We start from the raw sequence: 17,209 nt of genomic DNA on the forward strand, positions 1-17,209 counted from the left end.
TCGGCACGTCCGGCGGGCGGCCGCCGCCCCGCAGTCGCGGGGGCGGCCTGCGATGAAGGGTCATCGCAGGCCGGGGCGAGCCACCTGAAACGGATCGAATTTTCGGAGATACCACGCCATGCGGCTGCTCATCGTCGGACGGCTCTCGAGCGAACTCGTCACCGCCTCGAAGATCGCCATGAACCGCGGCGCCTCGGTCACCCACGCCGACGGGATCGACCAGGGGCTCGCGGCCCTGCGCGCCAAGGGCGGCGACCTCGTGATGGTCGATGTCGGCCTCGACATCCGCCGGATGGTGCAGGCTCTGTCAGACGAGCGCATCCGCACACCGGTGGTGGCCTGCGGCATCGCCTCCGACGCCCGCGCCGCGGTGGCGGCGATCCAGGCGGGGGCCAAGGAGTACATCCCCCTCCCCCCCGATCCCGAATTGATCGCGGCGGTCCTCGAGGCCGTCGCGGCGGACGCCCGCAGCTTCATCTGGCGCGATCCGTCCATGGAGCGCGTGGTGCGGCTCGCCGAGCAGGTCGCCCGCTCGGAAGCCTCCGTGCTCATCACCGGCGAGAGCGGCACCGGCAAGGAGGTGCTGGCCCGCCACGTCCACGCCAAGTCGAACCGGGCGAGCCGTCCGTTCGTCTCGGTCAATTGCGCGGCGATCCCCGAGGCCCTGCTCGAATCCGAGCTGTTCGGCCACGAGAAGGGCGCCTTCACCGGCGCGGTCGCCCGGCGCATCGGCCGGTTCGAGGAGGCCAATGGCGGCACGCTGCTCCTCGACGAGATCTCCGAGATGGACGTGCGGCTGCAATCCAAGCTGCTGCGCGCGCTTCAGGAGCGGGTGATCGACCGGGTCGGCGGCGGCGCCCCCGTCAAGGTCGATATCCGCGTGCTCGCCACCTCCAACCGCAACCTCGCCGACGAGGTGAAGAAGGGCACGTTCCGCGAGGATCTGTACTACCGCCTCAACGTCGTGCATCTGCGCCTGCCCGCCTTGCGCGAGCGGCTGGCCGACATCCTCGAACTCACCGCCCACTTCGCGCGCAAATACGCGGAGCTGAACGGATTGTCGCTGCGTCCGCTGACCCGCGAGGCGCAGGCCCTGGTCGCCCGCAACCCCTGGCCCGGCAACGTGCGCGAGCTGGAGAACACGATCCACCGCGCCGTGCTCCTGGCGCAAGGCGCCGAGATCGGTCCGGAGGCGATCCTGAGCCCGGAGGGCGAATCGCTCGCGGCGCCGACGGCGGCCTCCGGCCCGGTCGAGCGGGCGGCGAGCGCGGCGGAGGCGGCGACCCGCGGGCTCGTCGGGCGCACCGTGGCGGATGTCGAGCGCGACCTGATCCTCGACACCCTCGACCATTGCCTCGGCAACCGCACGCACGCCGCGCGCATCCTCGGCATCTCGATCCGAACCTTACGCAACAAGCTCAACGAGTATGTCGAGGCGGGCGTGAAGGTGGCCGAGCCCGGCGGCGTGCGGGCCATGGCGGCCTACGGCTGAGACGGCTTTCGGACGCCTCGCGAGGACGGTCGACAGACCGAGCCGATCAGCCGGCGGCGGCATCGGGTCCCGCGAGGCGGGTGCGGCCGGCAGCGCCGCGCATCCGCCCGAGCGCCGCATCGCTCCAGGCACCCAGCCGGCCGGCGGCATGGAACGAGACGGCGGCGACGAGCAGGCCCGCGGCGCAATCGCAGGCATAATGGGCCCCGTGCGTCACGGCCGAGACCGTCATCACGGCGTTCAGCGCAAGCACGGCCCAGCGCAGAGCTCTCAGCGGCCAGAGCGCGGCCGTCACGAGGTAGGCGACGGCGCAGTGGAGCGACGGGAAGGAGATCAGCGGGCCGACCGCCTCCAGCGCCACGGCCCGCAGCGAGCCGGCCCGCAACGCGTGCAGATCGCCGAGCGGCGTCGCGCCCTGGAACAGCAGATGCGCCCTGTCCGGGCCGAGCAGGCCGGCCGCGCCCTCGGCCGGCAGCACGGCGCTGACGAGCGTCGTCGCCATCACGCAGAGGATGAAGGCGGCGACGAAACGATCGGCCCGGCGCACCGCGCCCAGAGCCGCGAGGATGAGGGGCGCGAGGGCCAGTTGCATGAAGAACGTCTCGTAGGCGCGGCCCAGGATCTCCATCAGGCCGCTCCGCTCGACCATGGCGGCCTGGAAGCTCGGCCAGTCGAAGCCGAAGGCGCGATCGATCCTGAGGAGCCAGTCGTCGCGCAGCGGCAGGCTGAAAGCCTGAACACCGTAGGCCAGGGCGCTGGTGATGGGCAGTTGCACGATCAGAACCGCGAGAAGGGCGAGCGCGGCGCCGAAGCGGGGGCGGATCGCGCGGGTGTTGAAGTAGACGGCGCCCGCCAGCATCGACAGCGGCGCCAGCCACTGGACGCCGGACGTACTGAGCCAGACGCCCGTCAGGCTCTGGACGCACAGGGCGGCGGCGCCCGACAGGACCAGCAGGCCGTAGGTGGCCAGCGACGGGCCGGCGGCATCCGCCACCCTGGACGTGAAGAGGGATGGGACAGGCATGGAGCGCTCGCTGGCCGGAGGCCCAAGCGTCATGCATGAGTTGTTTCCATCGCATGAAAACAACTATCAATTGTATTGTTTTGTTACCGCGGCCCCGTGCCGGCCGCTGCTGCGAGAGGCTGCCGGCCCCTCACCGCTTCTTGGTGAACTGCGCCTCGTACTCGGCGTTCTGCGCCGCGCGCGCCTGCTCGATCTTGCGCAGGGTGAGGAAGCGGACGATGTCGAACTCGACGTCGCGGATCGTCTCCTCGATCAGGTGGCGCTGGAGCAAGATGCGGGGATCGTCGCCGGCGAGGCCCTCGCGGTCCTGGAGCCGCTGCACCGCCTGCCGGACCACGGTGTAGACCTGATCGCGCTCCTCCCGACTCATGGACGGGCTGACGGCGCGCGCGATGAGATCGGTGAAATCCGCCATGGAAGCCGTTCGATGAAAGCCGTTTGCCTGCCGCCGCTTAGAACGCATTCCGACGAACTGGAAGCCAGCTCGTCGGAATGCGTGTCACGACAAGGATCTAGAGCCGGTTGTCGTTGACCGCTGCGGTCACGAGCGAGACCGAACTCCACAGGACGGTGAAGCAGAACAGGGCCGCGAACAAGGCGTAGAAGGGGGCCGGATATTCCGAATAGGTCGGCAGCAGGGGCGGCACGAAGGTCGCCAGATAGATCTGCTGCTTGGCGGCCGCGATCCGGGCGCGGTCGAGGATCATCTGCATCGAAGCGTTGAGCTTCTCCGCCACCGTCTGCTCGACCATCAGGCCCTCGTATTCGAGCAGGGCCTGGGTGAGGTTGTGCTCGGAATTCGAGACGATGCCGTCGGTGGTGAGCCGGCCCTGCAGATCCTTGATCTGTCCGTCCAGCGCGCCGACGGTGGCCACGAGCACTTGAATGCCGCGGTTCTTCTCGTCGAGCTTGGAGTCGCGCAGCACGCGCAGGTCGTTCTCCGCCTTGATCTTGTCCTTGCGCAGGAGTTCGATCGTGGTCACGGCCGCCTCGGCCGATTTCACCGGGTCGATGATGCCCCAGCGGTTGCGGAACTCCTGCATCGCGATCCGCGCCTGCTTGAGCCGCTCGAACGACTGCTCGACCTCCTTCTTCGCGTTGGCGATCATGTCGCCCTGGGCGCGGCGCGAGATGCTGTTGATCAAGGTCTCGGAGCGGGCGATCACCTCCTGCGAGATCGCGACCGCGTCCTCGGGCTTAAAGGCGCGCACCTTCAGGTGGATCACGCCGGAAATCGCATCGATGTGCGGGACCACTTGCCGGCGCCAGTACCGCACCAGCTTCTCGATCGGCTGACCCGCGCCGTAGCCGGCCCAGAAATCGATCCCGTCCTGCGAGAACATCCGTTCGAGGCCGAGCTTGGCGTCGACGGCCTCCACCATCGGCCGGCTGCCGATGTAGTCGCGCAGGATGAAGCTGTCCTGGCTGTTGTGCTTCTGGATCAGGTCGCTGTGCAGGCCGAGTTCGGCGCTGGCCATCGGCTCGACGTTGCCGCGCACGGCGAACTGCGACACGACGATGTATTGCGGGCTGGCGATCGCGAAGACGTAGAGGCCGACCACCGCGGTCGGCGCCAGCGCGAACAGGCAGTAGCTGCGGAACAGCCGCTTGGCCATCCGCTCGGGCGGGCGCGCCTCCCGCGGCCGCAGGCCGGGCAGCCGGGTCCATTCGAGGGTGCGGCGCGCCCGCTCGACCAGCGCCCCGCCGAAGCCCCGGCCCTTGCCCGGGGAGACCGGTTCGATCGTCTCGGCGTTGCGCCGCAGATCCGGCACGGAGCGCCGGGCAAGATCCATCAGCGACTGGACGCTCGGGCTCGGCCGGACCCTGGTCGCCTGCTTGACCTCGTCGTCGGAACTCATCGAATGGGGGTCCTCACGGATCCGCGGCCGGAGCCCGCCCGCGCGAGGGACCTCGCGCCCGTCCCCTCGCGATACGCTCGGGCCGGACGCTTCGGCAAGCTCGGGGCGGCATCCTGTCTGAAGGCTCAGGTCACGTTCTTTTCGGCCCTTTTTAAGGCGCGGCGATCCGCCGGGATTGCGCCCTGGGCAGGGGGGCTGCGATACCGCCCCCGAAACGGAGTACGGCCCGAATCGAAGGGCCGGACGGGAGGACATGTGGGACGGCGGCAGGATCCGGGTGGGGCGCCCCGAGAAGACCGGGTCGAATCGGCCCGGGCCGAGACGACCAAGGCCAGGACGGCCAAGGCGGGCTTCTCGGACCTCGTGCTGGTGTGCCGCAAATGCGCCAAGCGCCAGGGCGTGGACCGCAAGCAGCTCGGCCGTGCCGTCAAACGGGCGTTCAGGCAAGGCGCGAAAAAGGGCGCCGGCAAGGTCCGGGTGCTGGAAACGGGCTGTCTCGGGCCCTGCCCCAAGCGGATGCTGACGCTGGCCACGCCGGAATCCCTGGCGCGCCGCCGTGTCATCCTCGTCGATCCGGCCCTCGATGCCCTCGGTCCCTTAGCCCTCACCCTCGCCGCCGTGGTGCCGTCGCCGGCCGCATCCGTCGCGGTGTTCACAGCGGCCGAGCCGAGCCCGGCCGTTCCGCCCGATGGAGCCGGCAATGGCTGAGGCACCCGCCGGCCGTAGGGACGGGCGCGACGATCCCTCCTCGGACCGGCCCGCCGAAGTGCCGCTACCGGGGCGTCTCCTGCGCGGGCTGCTGCGCCGGCTGCCGCTCGTCGGCACCCTGGTCGGGCTCGGGCTGGGCGTCTGGCTCGTCGCCACCAACGACCTTGCGGCGATCGGTACGGCCTTCGGGCGGATCGGTCCGGCGGGACTGGCGGCCATCGTGGGGGTGCGGGCCGTCATCGTGTTGCTGTGCGGGCTCGCCTGGGCGCGGCTGCTGCGCGGCATCCCGCCCTCGGGACGTCACATCCATCCCGCGAAGGCCGCCGAGCCCCCGATCGAGACCGGCGCCTTCGTGATCCTGCGCTTCGTGCGAGAGGGCGTGAACGTGCTCCTGCCGGTCGCCTCGGTGGGCGGCGAGGTGGTGGGCGGGCGCCTGCTGACCTTCTGGGGCGTCGCGGGCAGCCTCGCGGCCGCCTCGCTGCTGGCCGACATGCTGATCCAGGTCGCGACGCAGGTGGCCTTCACCGGGTTCGGTGCCGGGCTGCTCTGGCGGCTGCCGGGGGAGGCCGCTGCCGTGCTCGCGTGGTGGACGACGCAGGCCGCGGTGGTCGCGGTCGCGGCGGTCGCGGCCTTCTTCGCCCTGCAGACGCTCGGCGTGGCGCGGGGGCTGGAGCGGCGCCTGGCCGCCCTCGGACGCCGCTTCCTGCGCTCGGCGGCCCCGGAGGGGGCAAAACCGGAGGCGGGCGCGGCGGGCATCCTCTCGGTGCAGGAGGCCCTCGATGCGGTCTGGGCGCGGGGCCGCCGCGGGCGCATCGCCCAATCCGTCGCCCTGCACGCCGTGGCCTGGGGGCTCGGCGCGGCCGAGATCTGGATCGTGCTCGCCTGCATCGGTGTCGAGGTGAGCCTGACCGAGGTGTTGGTGCTGGAATCGCTCTCGCAGGCGATCAAGTCGGCGGCCTTCGCCGTCCCGAGCGGGCTCGGTGTGCAGGAGGGCGGCTTCGTCGTGGTGGGCGCCCTGTTCGGGCTCGATGCGGGCACCGCCATCGCCCTGTCGCTCGCCAAGCGCGTGCCCGACGTGGCGCTGGGCCTGCCCTCGCTGATCGTCTGGCAGACGCTGGAAGCGAAGCGGGCGCAGGTGTTGCCACCGCGCTGAGTTTCGGGTTTCGAAAGGACAGGTCCTTTCGCGGGTCCAGGGCGGAGCCCTGGAGAAACCTAGCCGATCAGCCCTCGCTCGTCGTCAGCCACCCGCGCATCGCCTCGAACGTCGCGATGCCGGCGGCGAAGGCGGTGGCGGCCTCTGCCTCCGGCACACCGTCCAGACGCTCGCGGAACTCCCGCCAAAGCGGTCCGGTCGCGCGACCGCGGCCGGCATAATAGGCCAGCGGCACGCCCTCCCCGTGCAGGCGGGCGACGTGGCGGCCGATGACGGCGCCGCCCAGCGTCGAGCCCTCCAGCACGTAGAGCGCGCCCAGCGCCGCGCCCGCCCCGTCGAGGCGGGGCGCGGCGGGCATGGGCTGAGTGCCGAGCGCCGCCCCGTCGAGGGCGTGCAGATCCGCATCGAGACCCGCAAGCCGTCGGCGCGGATCGAAGAAGGCTGCGTCCGCGAGCGCGGCCGCAATCGCCGGCTCGTAGGCGGCGTGGAAGCCGCGCAGGCGGACCAGCAGGTCGCGGTAGCCGGGCAGCGTCGCCACGCGCGCCTCCCAATCGAGGTCGCGCTCCAGCGCCTCGTGCGCCACTTGCGTGGCCTCCCGCAGGCGGGCGTGCAGGCTGTCGCTCACGAAGGGGCTCAGGCGTGAACGGTGAAGCAGGCGCCGTCGGCGTTCTCGACGTCGAGGCGGGCGCCGATCTGGTCGAGCATGGCGCGAATCAGCTTCATGCCGAGCCCGGTGCCCCGCGCCTTGGCGTTCTCCCAGCCCGGCGGCATCCCCTCCCCGTCGTCGCAGACCTTGAGGCGGACGGCCGCCCCCTCGCCGCCCGCCACGGTGACGCTGATCCGCGCGCCCTTGTCGGGCCCGCCGGCGTATTTGAATGCGTTGGTCACAAGTTCGGTGGTGATCAGCGAGAGCGCCACCGCGTGCTGGTAGGGCACCATCAGGCCGGGCTCGGCGGTCATCTCGACACTGTGCTCGTCGCCGGCCATGCCGGCCAGATCGCTGCACAGGGCCTGGATGGTCTGGCCGAGATCGACCTGCTCCATGCTCTCGCCCTGGTACAGGCTGTCGTGCACCCGCGCGACGCTCATGACGCGGGCCGAGGTCTCGGAGAAGGCCTGGCGCGCCTCCGGGTCGGCGATATGGCGCCGCTGCATGTGCAGGAAGGCCGTCACGATCTGCAGCGAGTTCTTCACCCGGTGGTCGATCTCACGGGTGAGCAGATCCTTCTGCTCCAGCAGGCGCTCCTTGTCGGCGAGCAGCCCGGTCAGCTCGTCGATCTTGCGGCGCTGGCGCAGCACCACGCCGTCCACGGCGTCGGCGAGCTGTGCGGCGAGCGCCACCTTCCACGTAGCCCACGGGGCGGAATGGCCGCGCCGCTCCTCGATCCAGCGCTCGAACGAGCGCCGCGGCAGCACCGCCACCGGGCCGCTGCCGGGCAGGACGGGTTTGCGGGGGTCGCCGCCCCAGGTCACCGTGCTCGGCACCTCGGGCTTGACCCAGAACAGCAGATGCTGGCGCGAGGTGCCGACGAAGGCCGCGAGCAGGCCGCTGGCGACCTCGGTATAGGCGGAGGCCGGCGCGTGGTGCAGCACCAGCGTGTCGGTGACGAAGGTGGTCTCACCGGGGGCTAAGCTCTGCCGCAGCCAGTCGGCGAGCGCGCGCACCGCCGCCTCGGGCGGGGTCGCCCCGACGAGACAGACGGACTCGTCCGAGATGATGCCCGCGCCCGTCGCCTCGAACAGGTCGAGCAGCGTCGGGTTGCCGTTCGTCAGCGAAGCCACGAAGTCGTCGGAGCGGGTGAGCCCGCGCACCAGCCGACCCTGGACGTCGAGATGGCGCTGCCGCTCGCCCCACAGCGTCTTGCCCTCGATCTCCTGCACCCGCATGGCGAAGGCGTCGGTGAGCACGGTCGCCGCGGCGCGGGTCTCCGGCGCGACGTAGTGCGGCCGGCGGTGATGGCCGATCATCAGGCCCCAGAGCCGGTTCTCGACCATGATCGAGATCGACATCGAGCCGTCGACGCCGAGATTGCGCTGGTATTCGAGGTGGATCGGCGAGAGCGAGCGGTTCTGCGCGAAGGTGAGGTCGATCGGTGCGTTGCCGGCAGAGCGGTCGGCGACCAGCGGCACCGGTACGCAGTCGCGGTCGATCACGAAGCGGCTCTTGGCCTTTGTGTAGAGGGCGCGAGCCTGGGCCGGGATGTCGGAGGCGGGAAAGCGCAGGCCGATCAGCGGGCGCTGCCAATCCGGCACCATGTCCTCGGCGATGGCCTCTCCGTTCCAATCCGCGTCGAAACGGTAGGCCAGCACCGATTCGAAACCGGTCATGGCGCGGATTTCGAGGGCAGCGATCTGTGCTGCCTCGGTCAAGGTCTCAGCGGCGCGCAGCCGCATCATGGCGAGTTCGGCGTCGAGCGGGCTCGCGGCGAGGAAGTCCTCGGGGCGCTCCGGCGCCAGCTCCAATTCGATGATGACTCGGCCGAGATGGGCATGGGCCACGAGGTGGAGGCGCTCGTCGCGCGGTGGAAGCGTAAGCGAGCGGCGCAGGAGCCGCCCGTCGGTCAGGGTGTGGGCGGCGAGCCCGTCGCGGATCGCGGAGACGATCGCACCCGGCAGCACCGCCTCCAGGTTGAGGCCGTTGGGCGGAAAAAGCTCGGGCGCCAGCACGTCGGCGGCGTTGGCGCTGAAGGCCAGGATCTCGAGGCTCGCTGCATCGGCGGCAAGCATCACCGCGTTCGGCTGGATCGAGCCGGGAATGTGGATCGGCTCACGCTCGCACAGGCTCGGATCGACCGGCTCGGCGCGGCTGCGCTGGGCGATCGCCGCGAGGACGGCCTCACGCGAGGGGCCGGCGGCGATCTGCTCCAGCGGGGTGATGGTGAGCCAGACGCGGCCGCCCGCCCCGGACCGCAGGCCGATTCGTGCCCGCAGGGGAGCCGGAATGCGGCCGAACACGAATTCGAAGGCCTGATCGGTCGCGCTCCGGCGCTGGCCGCTGAGAAAGCGGCCGTAGAAGCTCGGCACGTTGGCGCTCGGCACGAGCTCGCGAAAGAAATGGCGCCCGATCATCGTGTCGGGCGACAGGCCGCACAGCGTTCCCGCGGCCCGATTGCAGGCGAGCACGATCCCGACGGCGTTGAGAGCAAGAATGCCCACGCCGAGTTCATCCCGCTGCTCAGCGGTGAGGGCATCGAGATCGACCGGAAGGTCGACCGGACCACCGTTCGGCCCCACGGCGTTCATCTCCGACGGATCGACCATTGTGGCAGTCGGTATGCCTGCCGCGCCCCGGTTAGGCAATGCCGAGTCTGCCCTCGGCACGCGTCTCGGCACTCGTGAAGGCCGTACCAAGTGTCTGACAAGACCAAGCTTTGTCTGATTACATACATTCCCCCGCGGCACCGTGCATCGCTGGACGCGGCAGCGGCCGAGCGGCGACCCCGCATCCTCGCGAAGGCAGGGTGGCAGCCCCGGCGCGATCGGCTTCCTTCAGTGATCGTCAAGATCCGAGAGCGCCGTATCGAGACCCTCTTCCAGGGTCGGATGGTAGAAGGGACGGTCGCGCAAACGCCGCACGTCCAGCCCGTCCTGCACCGCATAGGCCAGAAGGTGACCGAGATGCTCCGCTTCAGGGCCGATCAACTCGGCGGCGGCGAGGCGCCCGTCGGCCTCGGCGTAGAGGCGGACGCCGCCCTGCGCCCGGTCCATCACCCGAGCCCGGCCCTGGTCGCAGAAATCGGCGCGGCCGACGCGGCGATCCGCCTCGGGGTCGAAGCCGCCGCCGATCACGGCGATCTGCGGATCGCTGAACACCATGGTGAGCGCCACCCAGCGCTCCGGCCGCTCGATCCCTTCACCGCGGGCGAGCCGCACGGCGTTGCGGCCGGCGATGCGGCCCTGGCGGCTGGCCTCGTGCAGTACCGGGCGGTCGGCATTGGCGTCGCCCGCGATCAGGATCGACGCACCCTCGCAGAGCAGCGAACGGGGATCGTGGACCGGGCCGCCCCGGTCGTCGAGGGTCACGCCGGTGTGCTCCAGACCCATTCCCGAAACGTTCGGCGGACGGCCGGCGGCAGACAGCACCCGATCGAAGGTCTTGTCGCCCTTGCCCGCGTCACCGCTCCAGCCGAGGCGTGCCCCCTCGCCCGCGGCCTCACCGCTCTCGACGTTCGCGCCGAGATGCAGGTCGAAGGCATCGGAAAAGATCTCGCGGGCGGCCCGCTTCAGATCGGGATCGCGCAAGCCCCCGAGGCTGTCGCCGGGATCGAACACGCTGGTCGCCACGCCGAGCCGGGCCATGGCCTGGGCGAGTTCGAGGCCGACCGGGCCGGCACCGAGAACGGCGAGCGAGGCCGGCAGGTCCTCGATCTCGAACACGGTATCGGTGGTCAGAACCCGGTGGCCCAGCCCCTTCAGCGGCTCGGGCACGCTCGGGCTGGACCCGGTCGCCAGCACCGCCGCCTTGAAGCGCAGGCGGGTGTGGTCGTCGATCCGCAAGCAATCCGGCCCCTCGAACACGGCTCGCCCCGTAAGGCGCGTCTCGTCGGGGAAGGCGTCGAGCCCCTCGAACACCGACCCCACGAAGCGGTCGCGCAGGCGCCGCATCCGGGCCAGCACCGCCGGACCATCGACCCGCACTTCGCCGACGCGGATGCCGAGCCGATGCGCCTCGCGGGCCTCCTGCGCCGCCTCGGCTGCGGTGATCAGCAGCTTCGAGGGCATACAGCCGACGCGGGCGCAGGTGGTGCCGCCGGGGCCCTGCTCGATCAGCACGGCGCGGACGCCCGCATCGAGGGCGGCGCGGTGGGCGGCGATGCCGGCGGTGCCGGCCCCGATCACCGCGACGTCGCAAGAGAGTTCCCGCATCGCTCAGGACGCCATGGTGAGGACGGCGCCGCCATCGACGCGCAGGTTCTCGCCGGTGATGAAGCTCGCCTGTTCCGAGCACAGGAAGGCGACCGCCGAGGCGACCTCCTCGACCCGGCCGCGCCGCTTGACGACGATGCCGGGGCGCTTTTCCTCCAGGAAGCTCTCGATCGCCTCGTCGAAGGAGACACCGAGTTCCCCGGCGCGCTTCTCCATCATCGCATCGGTCATCGGCGAGGCGACGAAGGCGGGGGCCACCGAGTTCACCAGCACCCCGTCCGGCCCGTAGGCCTTGGACAGGCCCTTGGTCAGGTTCATCAGGCCGGCCTTGGCGGCGCAGTAGGGCAGTTCCTCGACATAGGGCTGCACCGCGTCCTCGGAGGTGAAGAACACGATCCGCCCCCATTTCTGGGTCCGCATTCCGGGGATGAAGGCACGCGCCATCCGCACCGCCGCCATCAGGTCGGCTTGGATCGTCGACATCCAGCCCTCGTCGTCGATCTCCAGGAAGTCGCCGGTGGCGCCGGTGACGCCGGCGGCGTTGACGAGGATGGTGGGTGTCTCGCCGAAGGCCTGTTCGGCGAAGTCGCGCAGCTTGAGCGCGCCCGCATCCGACGAGAGGTCGGCTTGGCAGGACTTGACCGGGCCGAGTGCCGCGAGCCGCGCGGCCGCCTCCCCCAGTTCCTTCTCCTTCAGGTCGGAGAGGACGATCTTGACGCCCTCACGCAGCAGATATTCCGCGCTGGCGTAGCCCATGCCGGAATCGCCGCCGGTGATCACCGCGACGCGGCCGCTGATGCCGAGATCCATGAATCGATCCTCTTTGTTGGCGGCGTCCGGTTCGACCGTGCGGCGTCGGCGCGGCGACCATTTGCTCAGTGTCTCTCACACAACCCCCGCTGCACCGCCGTGCCCGGAAGCGAGACGATCGGTGATCGGGCGTTGTGTGAGGCACTCCAAAACCGCGTGCCAACGGAGGGCGTGGGGGATCGTTCCAGCCGGGCCCTCGACTGCGGCGATCCGACCGTTCGCGCGAGGGGGAGGAAAACGGGGCGGGTCCGTCAGGGACGACATGGCGGCCTCGGGAGACGCCTCTCCAAAAAGTCTTTGCGCGAACCGGCGACGCGCGGCACCCTCCGCGCCGCGACGCCTGAGAAGCGAACAGGGAGAGCGACGATGAGCGAGACCGACGCGGCGTCACCGGCCGTGCCCCCGAAGGGCGGCGTGGTCGCCTATCTCACGCTCGATGGCGCCCTGCGGGCGGCCGAGTTCTACCGGAACGCCTTCGGCGCCGAGATCGTCGCCTCCGTGCCCCCGGACGAAAAGGGGCGGACCATGCACGTCCACCTCGTCGTGAACGGGACGTCGGTGATGCTCTCCGATGCCTTTCCCGAATACGGCCACCCGCTCCAGGCGCCGCAGGCCTTCAGCCTGCTCCTGCCGGTCGAGGACATCGCCGTGTGGTGGAACCGGGCGGTCGCAGCCGGCGCCGAGGTGGTGACGCCCTACCAGGAGATGTTCTGGGGCGACGTCTACGGGCAGCTCCGCGACCCGTTCGGCGTGATCTGGGCGATGAACCAAGCCAAGCGCCCAGCCTGAACCATCGGAGAGACAGCATGAGCGACGCCGACGATCCCCGCGACCTCGTCCTCACCCGCCTGATCCCGGCGCCGCGCCGGGCGCTCTGGCGCGCCTGGACCGAGCCGGAGCTGGTGAAGCGCTGGTTCGCCCCGAAACCCTACACGACGCCGGTCGCCGAACTCGACCTGCGGCCGGGCGGGTCGAGTCTCGTCGTGATGCGCAGTCCCGACGGGCAGGATCTGCCCAACCGGGGCGTCTATCTGGAGGTGGTGCCGGACACGCGCCTCGTCGTCACCGACGCCTACACGTCGGCCTGGGTGCCGTCCGAGAAGCCGTTCCTGACGGTGATCCTCACCTTCGCCGACGAGGCCGGCGGCACCCGCTACACCGCCCGCGCCCGCCACTGGACGCTGGAGGATCGCCAAGCGCACGAGGCGATGGGCTTCGAGCAGGGCTGGGGCATCTGCGCGGATCAGCTCACCGAGGTGGTGACGGGGTTGAGCTGACGGCTCCGAGAAACCCTCCCCCTCTGCGGGGGAGGGTTATGGTCGTGACCTCGGATCAGGCGGGCTCGCCGAGGCACCACGCCAGGATGCCCTTCTGCGCGTGCAGTCGGTTCTCGGCCTCGTCGAACACCACCGATTGCGGCCCGTCGATCACGTCCGCCGTGACCTCCTCGCCGCGATGGGCCGGCAGGCAGTGCATGAACAGCGCGTCCTTGGACGCAGCCTTCATCAGCGCCGCGTCCACCCGGTAGGGCGAGAGCAGGTTGTGGCGGTAATGCTCGTCATCGTCGCCCATGGAGACCCAGCAATCGGTGACGACCAGATCGGCCCCCTCGACCGCCGCATAGGCGTCGGTGGTGGCGTTGACCCGCGCGCCCTCGCGCTTGGCCCAATCGACGAGGGCCGGCGGCATCGCCAGTTCCCGCGGCGCGGCGACGTTGAGGGTGAAGTCGAAGCGGGCGGCGGCGTGGACCCAGCTCGCCAGCACGTTGTTGGCGTCGCCCGACCACGCGATCGTGCGGCCCTGGATCGACCCGCGCTGCTCCTCGAAGGTCAGCAGGTCGGCCATGATCTGGCACGGATGCGAGGCCTTGGTCAGCGCGTTGATGACCGGCACCTCGGCATGCTCGGCCAGCTCCATCACCAGGCCGTGATCGAGGGTGCGGATCACGATCGCATCGACGAAGCGCGACAGCACGCGGGCGGTGTCGGACACCGTCTCGCCGCGGCCGAGCTGCATCTCCTTGCCCGTCAGCATCAGGGTGTCGCCGCCGAGTTCGCGCATCGCCACGTCGAAGGAGACGCGGGTGCGGGTCGAGGGCCGGTCGAACACCATCGCCAGCATCTTGCCGGTGAGCGGTCGCTCCGCCGCGCGCTGGCCCTTCACCCGCGCGCGCTTCATCGCGGCGGAGGTGTCGAGGATACCGCGCAGGGTCTCGGCGGAGAGGTCCTTCAGGTCGAGGAAGTGGCGGACATGCGGGCCGCTGCCGTTCAGGGTCGTGGTCATCTCAATATCTACGCTCGCGGTGCCGCCCTCAGGCGGCCCCGCGCATCTGCGCCTCCAGATCGGTCGCCGCGGCCTCGAGCCGGGCCACGGCCTCGTCCACCTCCGTCTCGCCGACGATCAGCGGCGGCAGGAGGCGGACCACGTTGTCGCCGGCCGGGATCACCAGCAGGTGCCGCGCGCGCGCGGCCGCCGTGAACTCGGTGTTCGGCAGGTTGAGCTTCAAGCCCCGCATCAGCCCCTGCCCGCGCAACTCGGCGAAGACGTGGGGGTGCCGGTCGATCAGACCCGCGAGCTTCTGCGTCAGCAGCAGATCGATGCGCTCGACATGGGCCAGGAAGCCGTCACCGAGCACCACGTCGAGCACGGCGTTGCCCACCGCCATGGCGAGCGGGTTGCCGCCGAAGGTGGTGCCGTGGGTGCCCGCCGTCATGCCGCGGGCGGCCTCGGCCGTGGCGAGGCAGACGCCGAGCGGGAAGCCGCCGCCGATGCCCTTGGCCGCGCTCATGATGTCCGGCGTGACGCCCGACCATTCATGCGCGAAGAACTTGCCGGTGCGGCCGACGCCGGTCTGCACCTCGTCCATGATGAGGAGCAGACCGTGCGCCTCGCAGAGGGCGCGCAGGCGCCGCAGCGTCTCGCTCGCGATCACCCGCAGGCCGCCCTCGCCCTGGATCGGCTCGATCATCAGGGCGGCGGTCTCCGGCCCGATCACGGCCTCCAGGGCGGCGAGGTCGCCGACCGGCACCTGATCGAAGCCCTCTACCTTCGGGCCGAAGCCCTCGATGTACTTCTGCTGGCCGCCGGCCGCGATGGTCGCGAGCGTGCGGCCGTGGAAGGCGCCCTCGAAGGTGACGATGCGGTAGCGCTCGGGATGGCCGCCCGCCGCGTGGTACTTGCGCGCCATCTTGATGGCGGCTTCATTCGCCTCGGCGCCGGAATTGGCGAAGAAGGCCACGTCCGCGAAGGTCGCGTCCACGAGCCGCTGGCCCAGCCGCTCCCCTTGCGGGATCTGGAACAGGTTCGAGGTGTGCCAGAGCTTTTGCGCCTGCGCCGTCAGCGCCTCGACCAGATGCGGATGGGCGTGGCCAAGGGCGTTGACGGCGATGCCGGCACCGAAATCGAGGTAGCGGTCGCCGTCCTCGGCGACCAGCCATGCGCCCTCGCCTCGCTCGAAAGCGATCGGTGCGCGGGCATAGGTCGGCAGCAGGGCGGAGGTCACGCGGGTCCGTCTCCTCGGGCTCGATCCAGGGGGAAGTCGCCAAAAGAAAGTGCCGCCTCGGGGGACGGGCGGCACGCGCGCGATTACTAAGAAACGAGGCGCTTCTGTCAATCGCAGGACGGCGCCGGGGCGGCCCGCGGCACCGCGATCCGCCCGAAATCGTCGTGCCGCGGTGCCGTCCGGCACCCGATCGCCGGGTTCAGGCCCGCTGCAGCCGGGTCGATTCCGTCGGCGAGCGCCCGATGATCTTGCGGAAGGTCCGCCCCATCCGCCGCGCGTCGGGAAAGCCCGCACGCAGGGCGGCCTCGCTCAGGGAGACGGTGCCGGAGCGGATCAGCGACTGGGCCAGCGTCACGCGCTCGCGCAACACATATTGATAGGGCGTCACGCCGAAGGTGCCCTTGAAGGCGCGCACGAAGTAGCCCTCGCTGAGGCCCGCTACCGCCGCCATCTCTCCCAGAGACAGGGGCGCATCGATCCGCTCGGCGACGAGTTGGCGCACCCGCCGCGCCTGCCGGGCGGTGAGTGCCGCGCTTTTGCGGGTGGGCGGGCTCGACAGGGCGCCGGAGGCGCGCAGCACCGCGAGCGCCACGCTGTCGACCAGAAGCGCGTCCGCGGCGCTGTCGTGGCCGCTGGCCGCCTGCCCCAGGGCAGCCAGGAGATGGGAGACGGTCATCCGCTCGGTGAGATCGCAGGTGATCGAATCGATCCGGAGATGCGAGAGCGGCGCCTCGATCATCCGCTCCACCGCGGCGGGCATGAAGGCGAGATAGCGCCCGCGGCATTGCCCGCTCCAGAGCGTGCGGCCGGCATAGCCGGGCCCGCGCAGGACGAAGGCCTCGCCGGTGCGCTCGTCGCAGGGCTCACTGCCGGTCGGGCTGTCGCCGCTGAAGGTGAGCGTAGTCCGGCTCAGACCGTACCAGCCGCCGTGCCACGTGCCGACAAGAAGACCATCGACCCGGTGTGTGCTGGAACCCGCCGTTTCGTAGGCGAAATCGAGGAAGGCGATGCCGTCGAGGCCGCTGGCGGGGATCTGGCCGAAAATCCGGTCGGGCGGGGCGCTGAGATCGCCCTGCACCGAGGCGTTGACGAACGGAACGCTCATCGGCCGCGTCGTTCTCCCTCTCGCTGGCGCGCCTCCGGGGCGCGCCTCGAAATCCTTATTGCCTTGGCTGTCTCGGCCGCCCTCACCCGGAACCGAGGGAACGGCGGCGGACACGGCAACGCTTCGATCCGAACGGATGAAAACGGCCCGCCCTCGCGGTCGTTCCCTCGACCGGTTCCCCGGCCCGCGGTCGATCGTGCCAGCGGGAGGCGCCCGTCGAGGGCGCGCCCGGTCGCCGCGTCCCGCGCGAGGCCCACGGAAGCGGTGGGGTCGGCCGCTTCCGTGGGAAACCGTATCAGGAGGAGAAATTACTTCCCGAGCAGGCCGCCGAGCAGGCCACCCACCGCGCCGAGCACGGTATCGAGCGTGCCGCCGACGAGGCCGCCCACCTGATCGACGACACCGGACACGGCCCCGAGTTCGCTGCTGAGATCGAGATCGAGGCCGAGAGACAGACCGCCGCCGACCTGATCCAGCTCCGCAGCGTTCAGCTCGCGGACGGCATCAATGTTCTGCTGCATGGTTTTCTCCTTTGTCCGAATGATATTGGAAGAACGTTCTGTATTTCTGTCTTCCTGTGGAATAAGAGCGGCGATAGTCCGTCGCTCTGTTGGATAAGGTACGGATATTATTCCGGCAGGCAACCCAGGCTGCGGTATACGGTCCGGGGTGATCGGCTTGAGACTTCTC

Annotated in this window: 16 protein-coding genes; 5 read left to right on the forward strand and 11 right to left on the reverse strand. The window is 70.4% G+C overall.

The annotated features are described in order from the left end of the window. The first annotated feature begins 118 nt into the window (after window positions 1-118). A complete protein-coding gene (gene flbD, locus J2W78_RS08875; RefSeq protein ID WP_253369832.1) occupies window positions 119-1,492 on the forward strand; it encodes a sigma-54-dependent transcriptional regulator FlbD in 1,374 nt (457 codons plus the stop codon). A gap of 46 nt (window positions 1,493-1,538) precedes the next feature. On the opposite strand, the gene J2W78_RS08880 is transcribed toward flbD, so the two are convergent. The 3 genes from J2W78_RS08880 to J2W78_RS08890 form a co-directional block, all read right to left on the reverse strand. Continuing rightward, the gene (locus J2W78_RS08880; RefSeq protein ID WP_253369835.1) at window positions 1,539-2,516 is read right to left on the reverse strand and encodes a phosphatase PAP2 family protein; all 978 of its coding nucleotides are present in this window, start codon (window positions 2,514-2,516) and stop codon (window positions 1,539-1,541) included. Window positions 2,517-2,646: 130 nt separating this feature from the next. Continuing rightward, a complete protein-coding gene (locus tag J2W78_RS08885) occupies window positions 2,647-2,931 on the reverse strand; it encodes a hypothetical protein (RefSeq protein ID WP_056199878.1) in 285 nt (94 codons plus the stop codon). Window positions 2,932-3,028: 97 nt separating this feature from the next. Then, a complete protein-coding gene (locus J2W78_RS08890) occupies window positions 3,029-4,375 on the reverse strand; it encodes a capsule biosynthesis protein (RefSeq protein ID WP_253369836.1) in 1,347 nt (448 codons plus the stop codon). 255 nt (window positions 4,376-4,630) lie between these two features. On the opposite strand from J2W78_RS08890, the gene J2W78_RS08895 reads away from it, so the two are divergent. Then, window positions 4,631-5,083 carry a (2Fe-2S) ferredoxin domain-containing protein gene (locus tag J2W78_RS08895; protein WP_253369838.1) on the forward strand — a complete coding sequence of 151 codons (453 nt, stop codon included), beginning with the start codon at window positions 4,631-4,633 and terminating at the stop codon, window positions 5,081-5,083. Beyond that, complete coding sequence (locus J2W78_RS08900; RefSeq protein WP_253369840.1) at window positions 5,076-6,236, forward strand: lysylphosphatidylglycerol synthase domain-containing protein; 1,161 nt, start codon at window positions 5,076-5,078, stop codon at window positions 6,234-6,236. Before J2W78_RS08895 ends, J2W78_RS08900 begins: the two co-directional genes overlap by 8 nt. 67 nt (window positions 6,237-6,303) lie before the next feature. Here J2W78_RS08900 and J2W78_RS08905 read toward each other — a convergent pair whose 3' ends face one another. The 4 genes from J2W78_RS08905 to J2W78_RS08920 form a co-directional block, all read right to left on the reverse strand. Then, the gene (locus J2W78_RS08905) at window positions 6,304-6,861 is read right to left on the reverse strand and encodes a biliverdin-producing heme oxygenase (protein WP_253369842.1); all 558 of its coding nucleotides are present in this window, start codon (window positions 6,859-6,861) and stop codon (window positions 6,304-6,306) included. Window positions 6,862-6,869: 8 nt separating this feature from the next. Continuing rightward, the gene (locus J2W78_RS08910) at window positions 6,870-9,497 is read right to left on the reverse strand and encodes a histidine kinase dimerization/phosphoacceptor domain -containing protein (RefSeq protein ID WP_253369844.1); all 2,628 of its coding nucleotides are present in this window, start codon (window positions 9,495-9,497) and stop codon (window positions 6,870-6,872) included. A 228-nt stretch (window positions 9,498-9,725) separates the two neighbouring features. Further along, window positions 9,726-11,102 carry a dihydrolipoyl dehydrogenase gene (locus tag J2W78_RS08915; RefSeq protein WP_253369846.1) on the reverse strand — a complete coding sequence of 459 codons (1,377 nt, stop codon included), beginning with the start codon at window positions 11,100-11,102 and terminating at the stop codon, window positions 9,726-9,728. Window positions 11,103-11,105: 3 nt separating this feature from the next. Next, on the reverse strand, window positions 11,106-11,912 hold the full coding sequence (locus tag J2W78_RS08920) for an SDR family NAD(P)-dependent oxidoreductase (protein ID WP_253369848.1): 807 nt from the start codon (window positions 11,910-11,912) through the stop codon (window positions 11,106-11,108). A 366-nt stretch (window positions 11,913-12,278) separates the two neighbouring features. On the opposite strand from J2W78_RS08920, the gene J2W78_RS08925 reads away from it, so the two are divergent. Further along, window positions 12,279-12,701, forward strand: a complete 423-nt coding sequence (locus tag J2W78_RS08925) for a VOC family protein (RefSeq protein ID WP_253369850.1) — start codon at window positions 12,279-12,281, stop codon at window positions 12,699-12,701. Window positions 12,702-12,718: 17 nt separating this feature from the next. Beyond that, window positions 12,719-13,189 carry an SRPBCC family protein gene (locus tag J2W78_RS08930; protein ID WP_253369852.1) on the forward strand — a complete coding sequence of 157 codons (471 nt, stop codon included), beginning with the start codon at window positions 12,719-12,721 and terminating at the stop codon, window positions 13,187-13,189. A gap of 55 nt (window positions 13,190-13,244) precedes the next feature. Here the strand turns inward: J2W78_RS08930 and argF are convergent, their stop codons facing one another. From argF to J2W78_RS08950, 4 genes are all read right to left on the reverse strand, one after another. Further along, complete coding sequence (gene argF / locus J2W78_RS08935) at window positions 13,245-14,195, reverse strand: ornithine carbamoyltransferase (RefSeq protein ID WP_253369854.1); 951 nt, start codon at window positions 14,193-14,195, stop codon at window positions 13,245-13,247. A 28-nt stretch (window positions 14,196-14,223) separates the two neighbouring features. Further along, window positions 14,224-15,414 (reverse strand): aspartate aminotransferase family protein, encoded by a 1,191-nt coding sequence (locus tag J2W78_RS08940; protein WP_253369856.1) that lies wholly within the window; start codon window positions 15,412-15,414, stop codon window positions 14,224-14,226. 199 nt (window positions 15,415-15,613) lie between these two features. After that, a complete protein-coding gene (locus J2W78_RS08945) occupies window positions 15,614-16,519 on the reverse strand; it encodes a helix-turn-helix domain-containing protein (RefSeq protein ID WP_253369857.1) in 906 nt (301 codons plus the stop codon). A gap of 308 nt (window positions 16,520-16,827) precedes the next feature. Next, complete coding sequence (locus tag J2W78_RS08950) at window positions 16,828-17,040, reverse strand: hypothetical protein (RefSeq protein ID WP_253369859.1); 213 nt, start codon at window positions 17,038-17,040, stop codon at window positions 16,828-16,830. Between the last annotated feature and the right edge of the window lie 169 nt (window positions 17,041-17,209).

This window comes from Methylorubrum extorquens (genome assembly GCF_024169925.1).
GTDB lineage: Bacteria > Pseudomonadota > Alphaproteobacteria > Rhizobiales > Beijerinckiaceae > Methylobacterium > Methylobacterium extorquens_A.

What these genes read in the sequence shown, in the direction of transcription:
- flbD (WP_253369832.1), top strand. Translation starts at nt 119, where the DNA reads ATGCGGCTGCTCATCGTCGGACGGCTCTCGAGCGAACTCGTCACCGCC.
- J2W78_RS08880 (WP_253369835.1), bottom strand. Translation starts at nt 2,516, where the DNA reads ATGCCTGTCCCATCCCTCTTCACGTCCAGGGTGGCGGATGCCGCCGGC.
- J2W78_RS08885 (WP_056199878.1), bottom strand. Translation starts at nt 2,931, where the DNA reads ATGGCGGATTTCACCGATCTCATCGCGCGCGCCGTCAGCCCGTCCATG.
- J2W78_RS08890 (WP_253369836.1), bottom strand. Translation starts at nt 4,375, where the DNA reads ATGAGTTCCGACGACGAGGTCAAGCAGGCGACCAGGGTCCGGCCGAGC.
- J2W78_RS08900 (WP_253369840.1), top strand. Translation starts at nt 5,076, where the DNA reads ATGGCTGAGGCACCCGCCGGCCGTAGGGACGGGCGCGACGATCCCTCC.
- J2W78_RS08910 (WP_253369844.1), bottom strand. Translation starts at nt 9,497, where the DNA reads ATGGTCGATCCGTCGGAGATGAACGCCGTGGGGCCGAACGGTGGTCCG.
- J2W78_RS08915 (WP_253369846.1), bottom strand. Translation starts at nt 11,102, where the DNA reads ATGCGGGAACTCTCTTGCGACGTCGCGGTGATCGGGGCCGGCACCGCC.
- J2W78_RS08920 (WP_253369848.1), bottom strand. Translation starts at nt 11,912, where the DNA reads ATGGATCTCGGCATCAGCGGCCGCGTCGCGGTGATCACCGGCGGCGAT.
- J2W78_RS08925 (WP_253369850.1), top strand. Translation starts at nt 12,279, where the DNA reads ATGAGCGAGACCGACGCGGCGTCACCGGCCGTGCCCCCGAAGGGCGGC.
- J2W78_RS08930 (WP_253369852.1), top strand. Translation starts at nt 12,719, where the DNA reads ATGAGCGACGCCGACGATCCCCGCGACCTCGTCCTCACCCGCCTGATC.
- argF (WP_253369854.1), bottom strand. Translation starts at nt 14,195, where the DNA reads ATGACCACGACCCTGAACGGCAGCGGCCCGCATGTCCGCCACTTCCTC.
- J2W78_RS08945 (WP_253369857.1), bottom strand. Translation starts at nt 16,519, where the DNA reads ATGAGCGTTCCGTTCGTCAACGCCTCGGTGCAGGGCGATCTCAGCGCC.
- J2W78_RS08950 (WP_253369859.1), bottom strand. Translation starts at nt 17,040, where the DNA reads ATGCAGCAGAACATTGATGCCGTCCGCGAGCTGAACGCTGCGGAGCTG.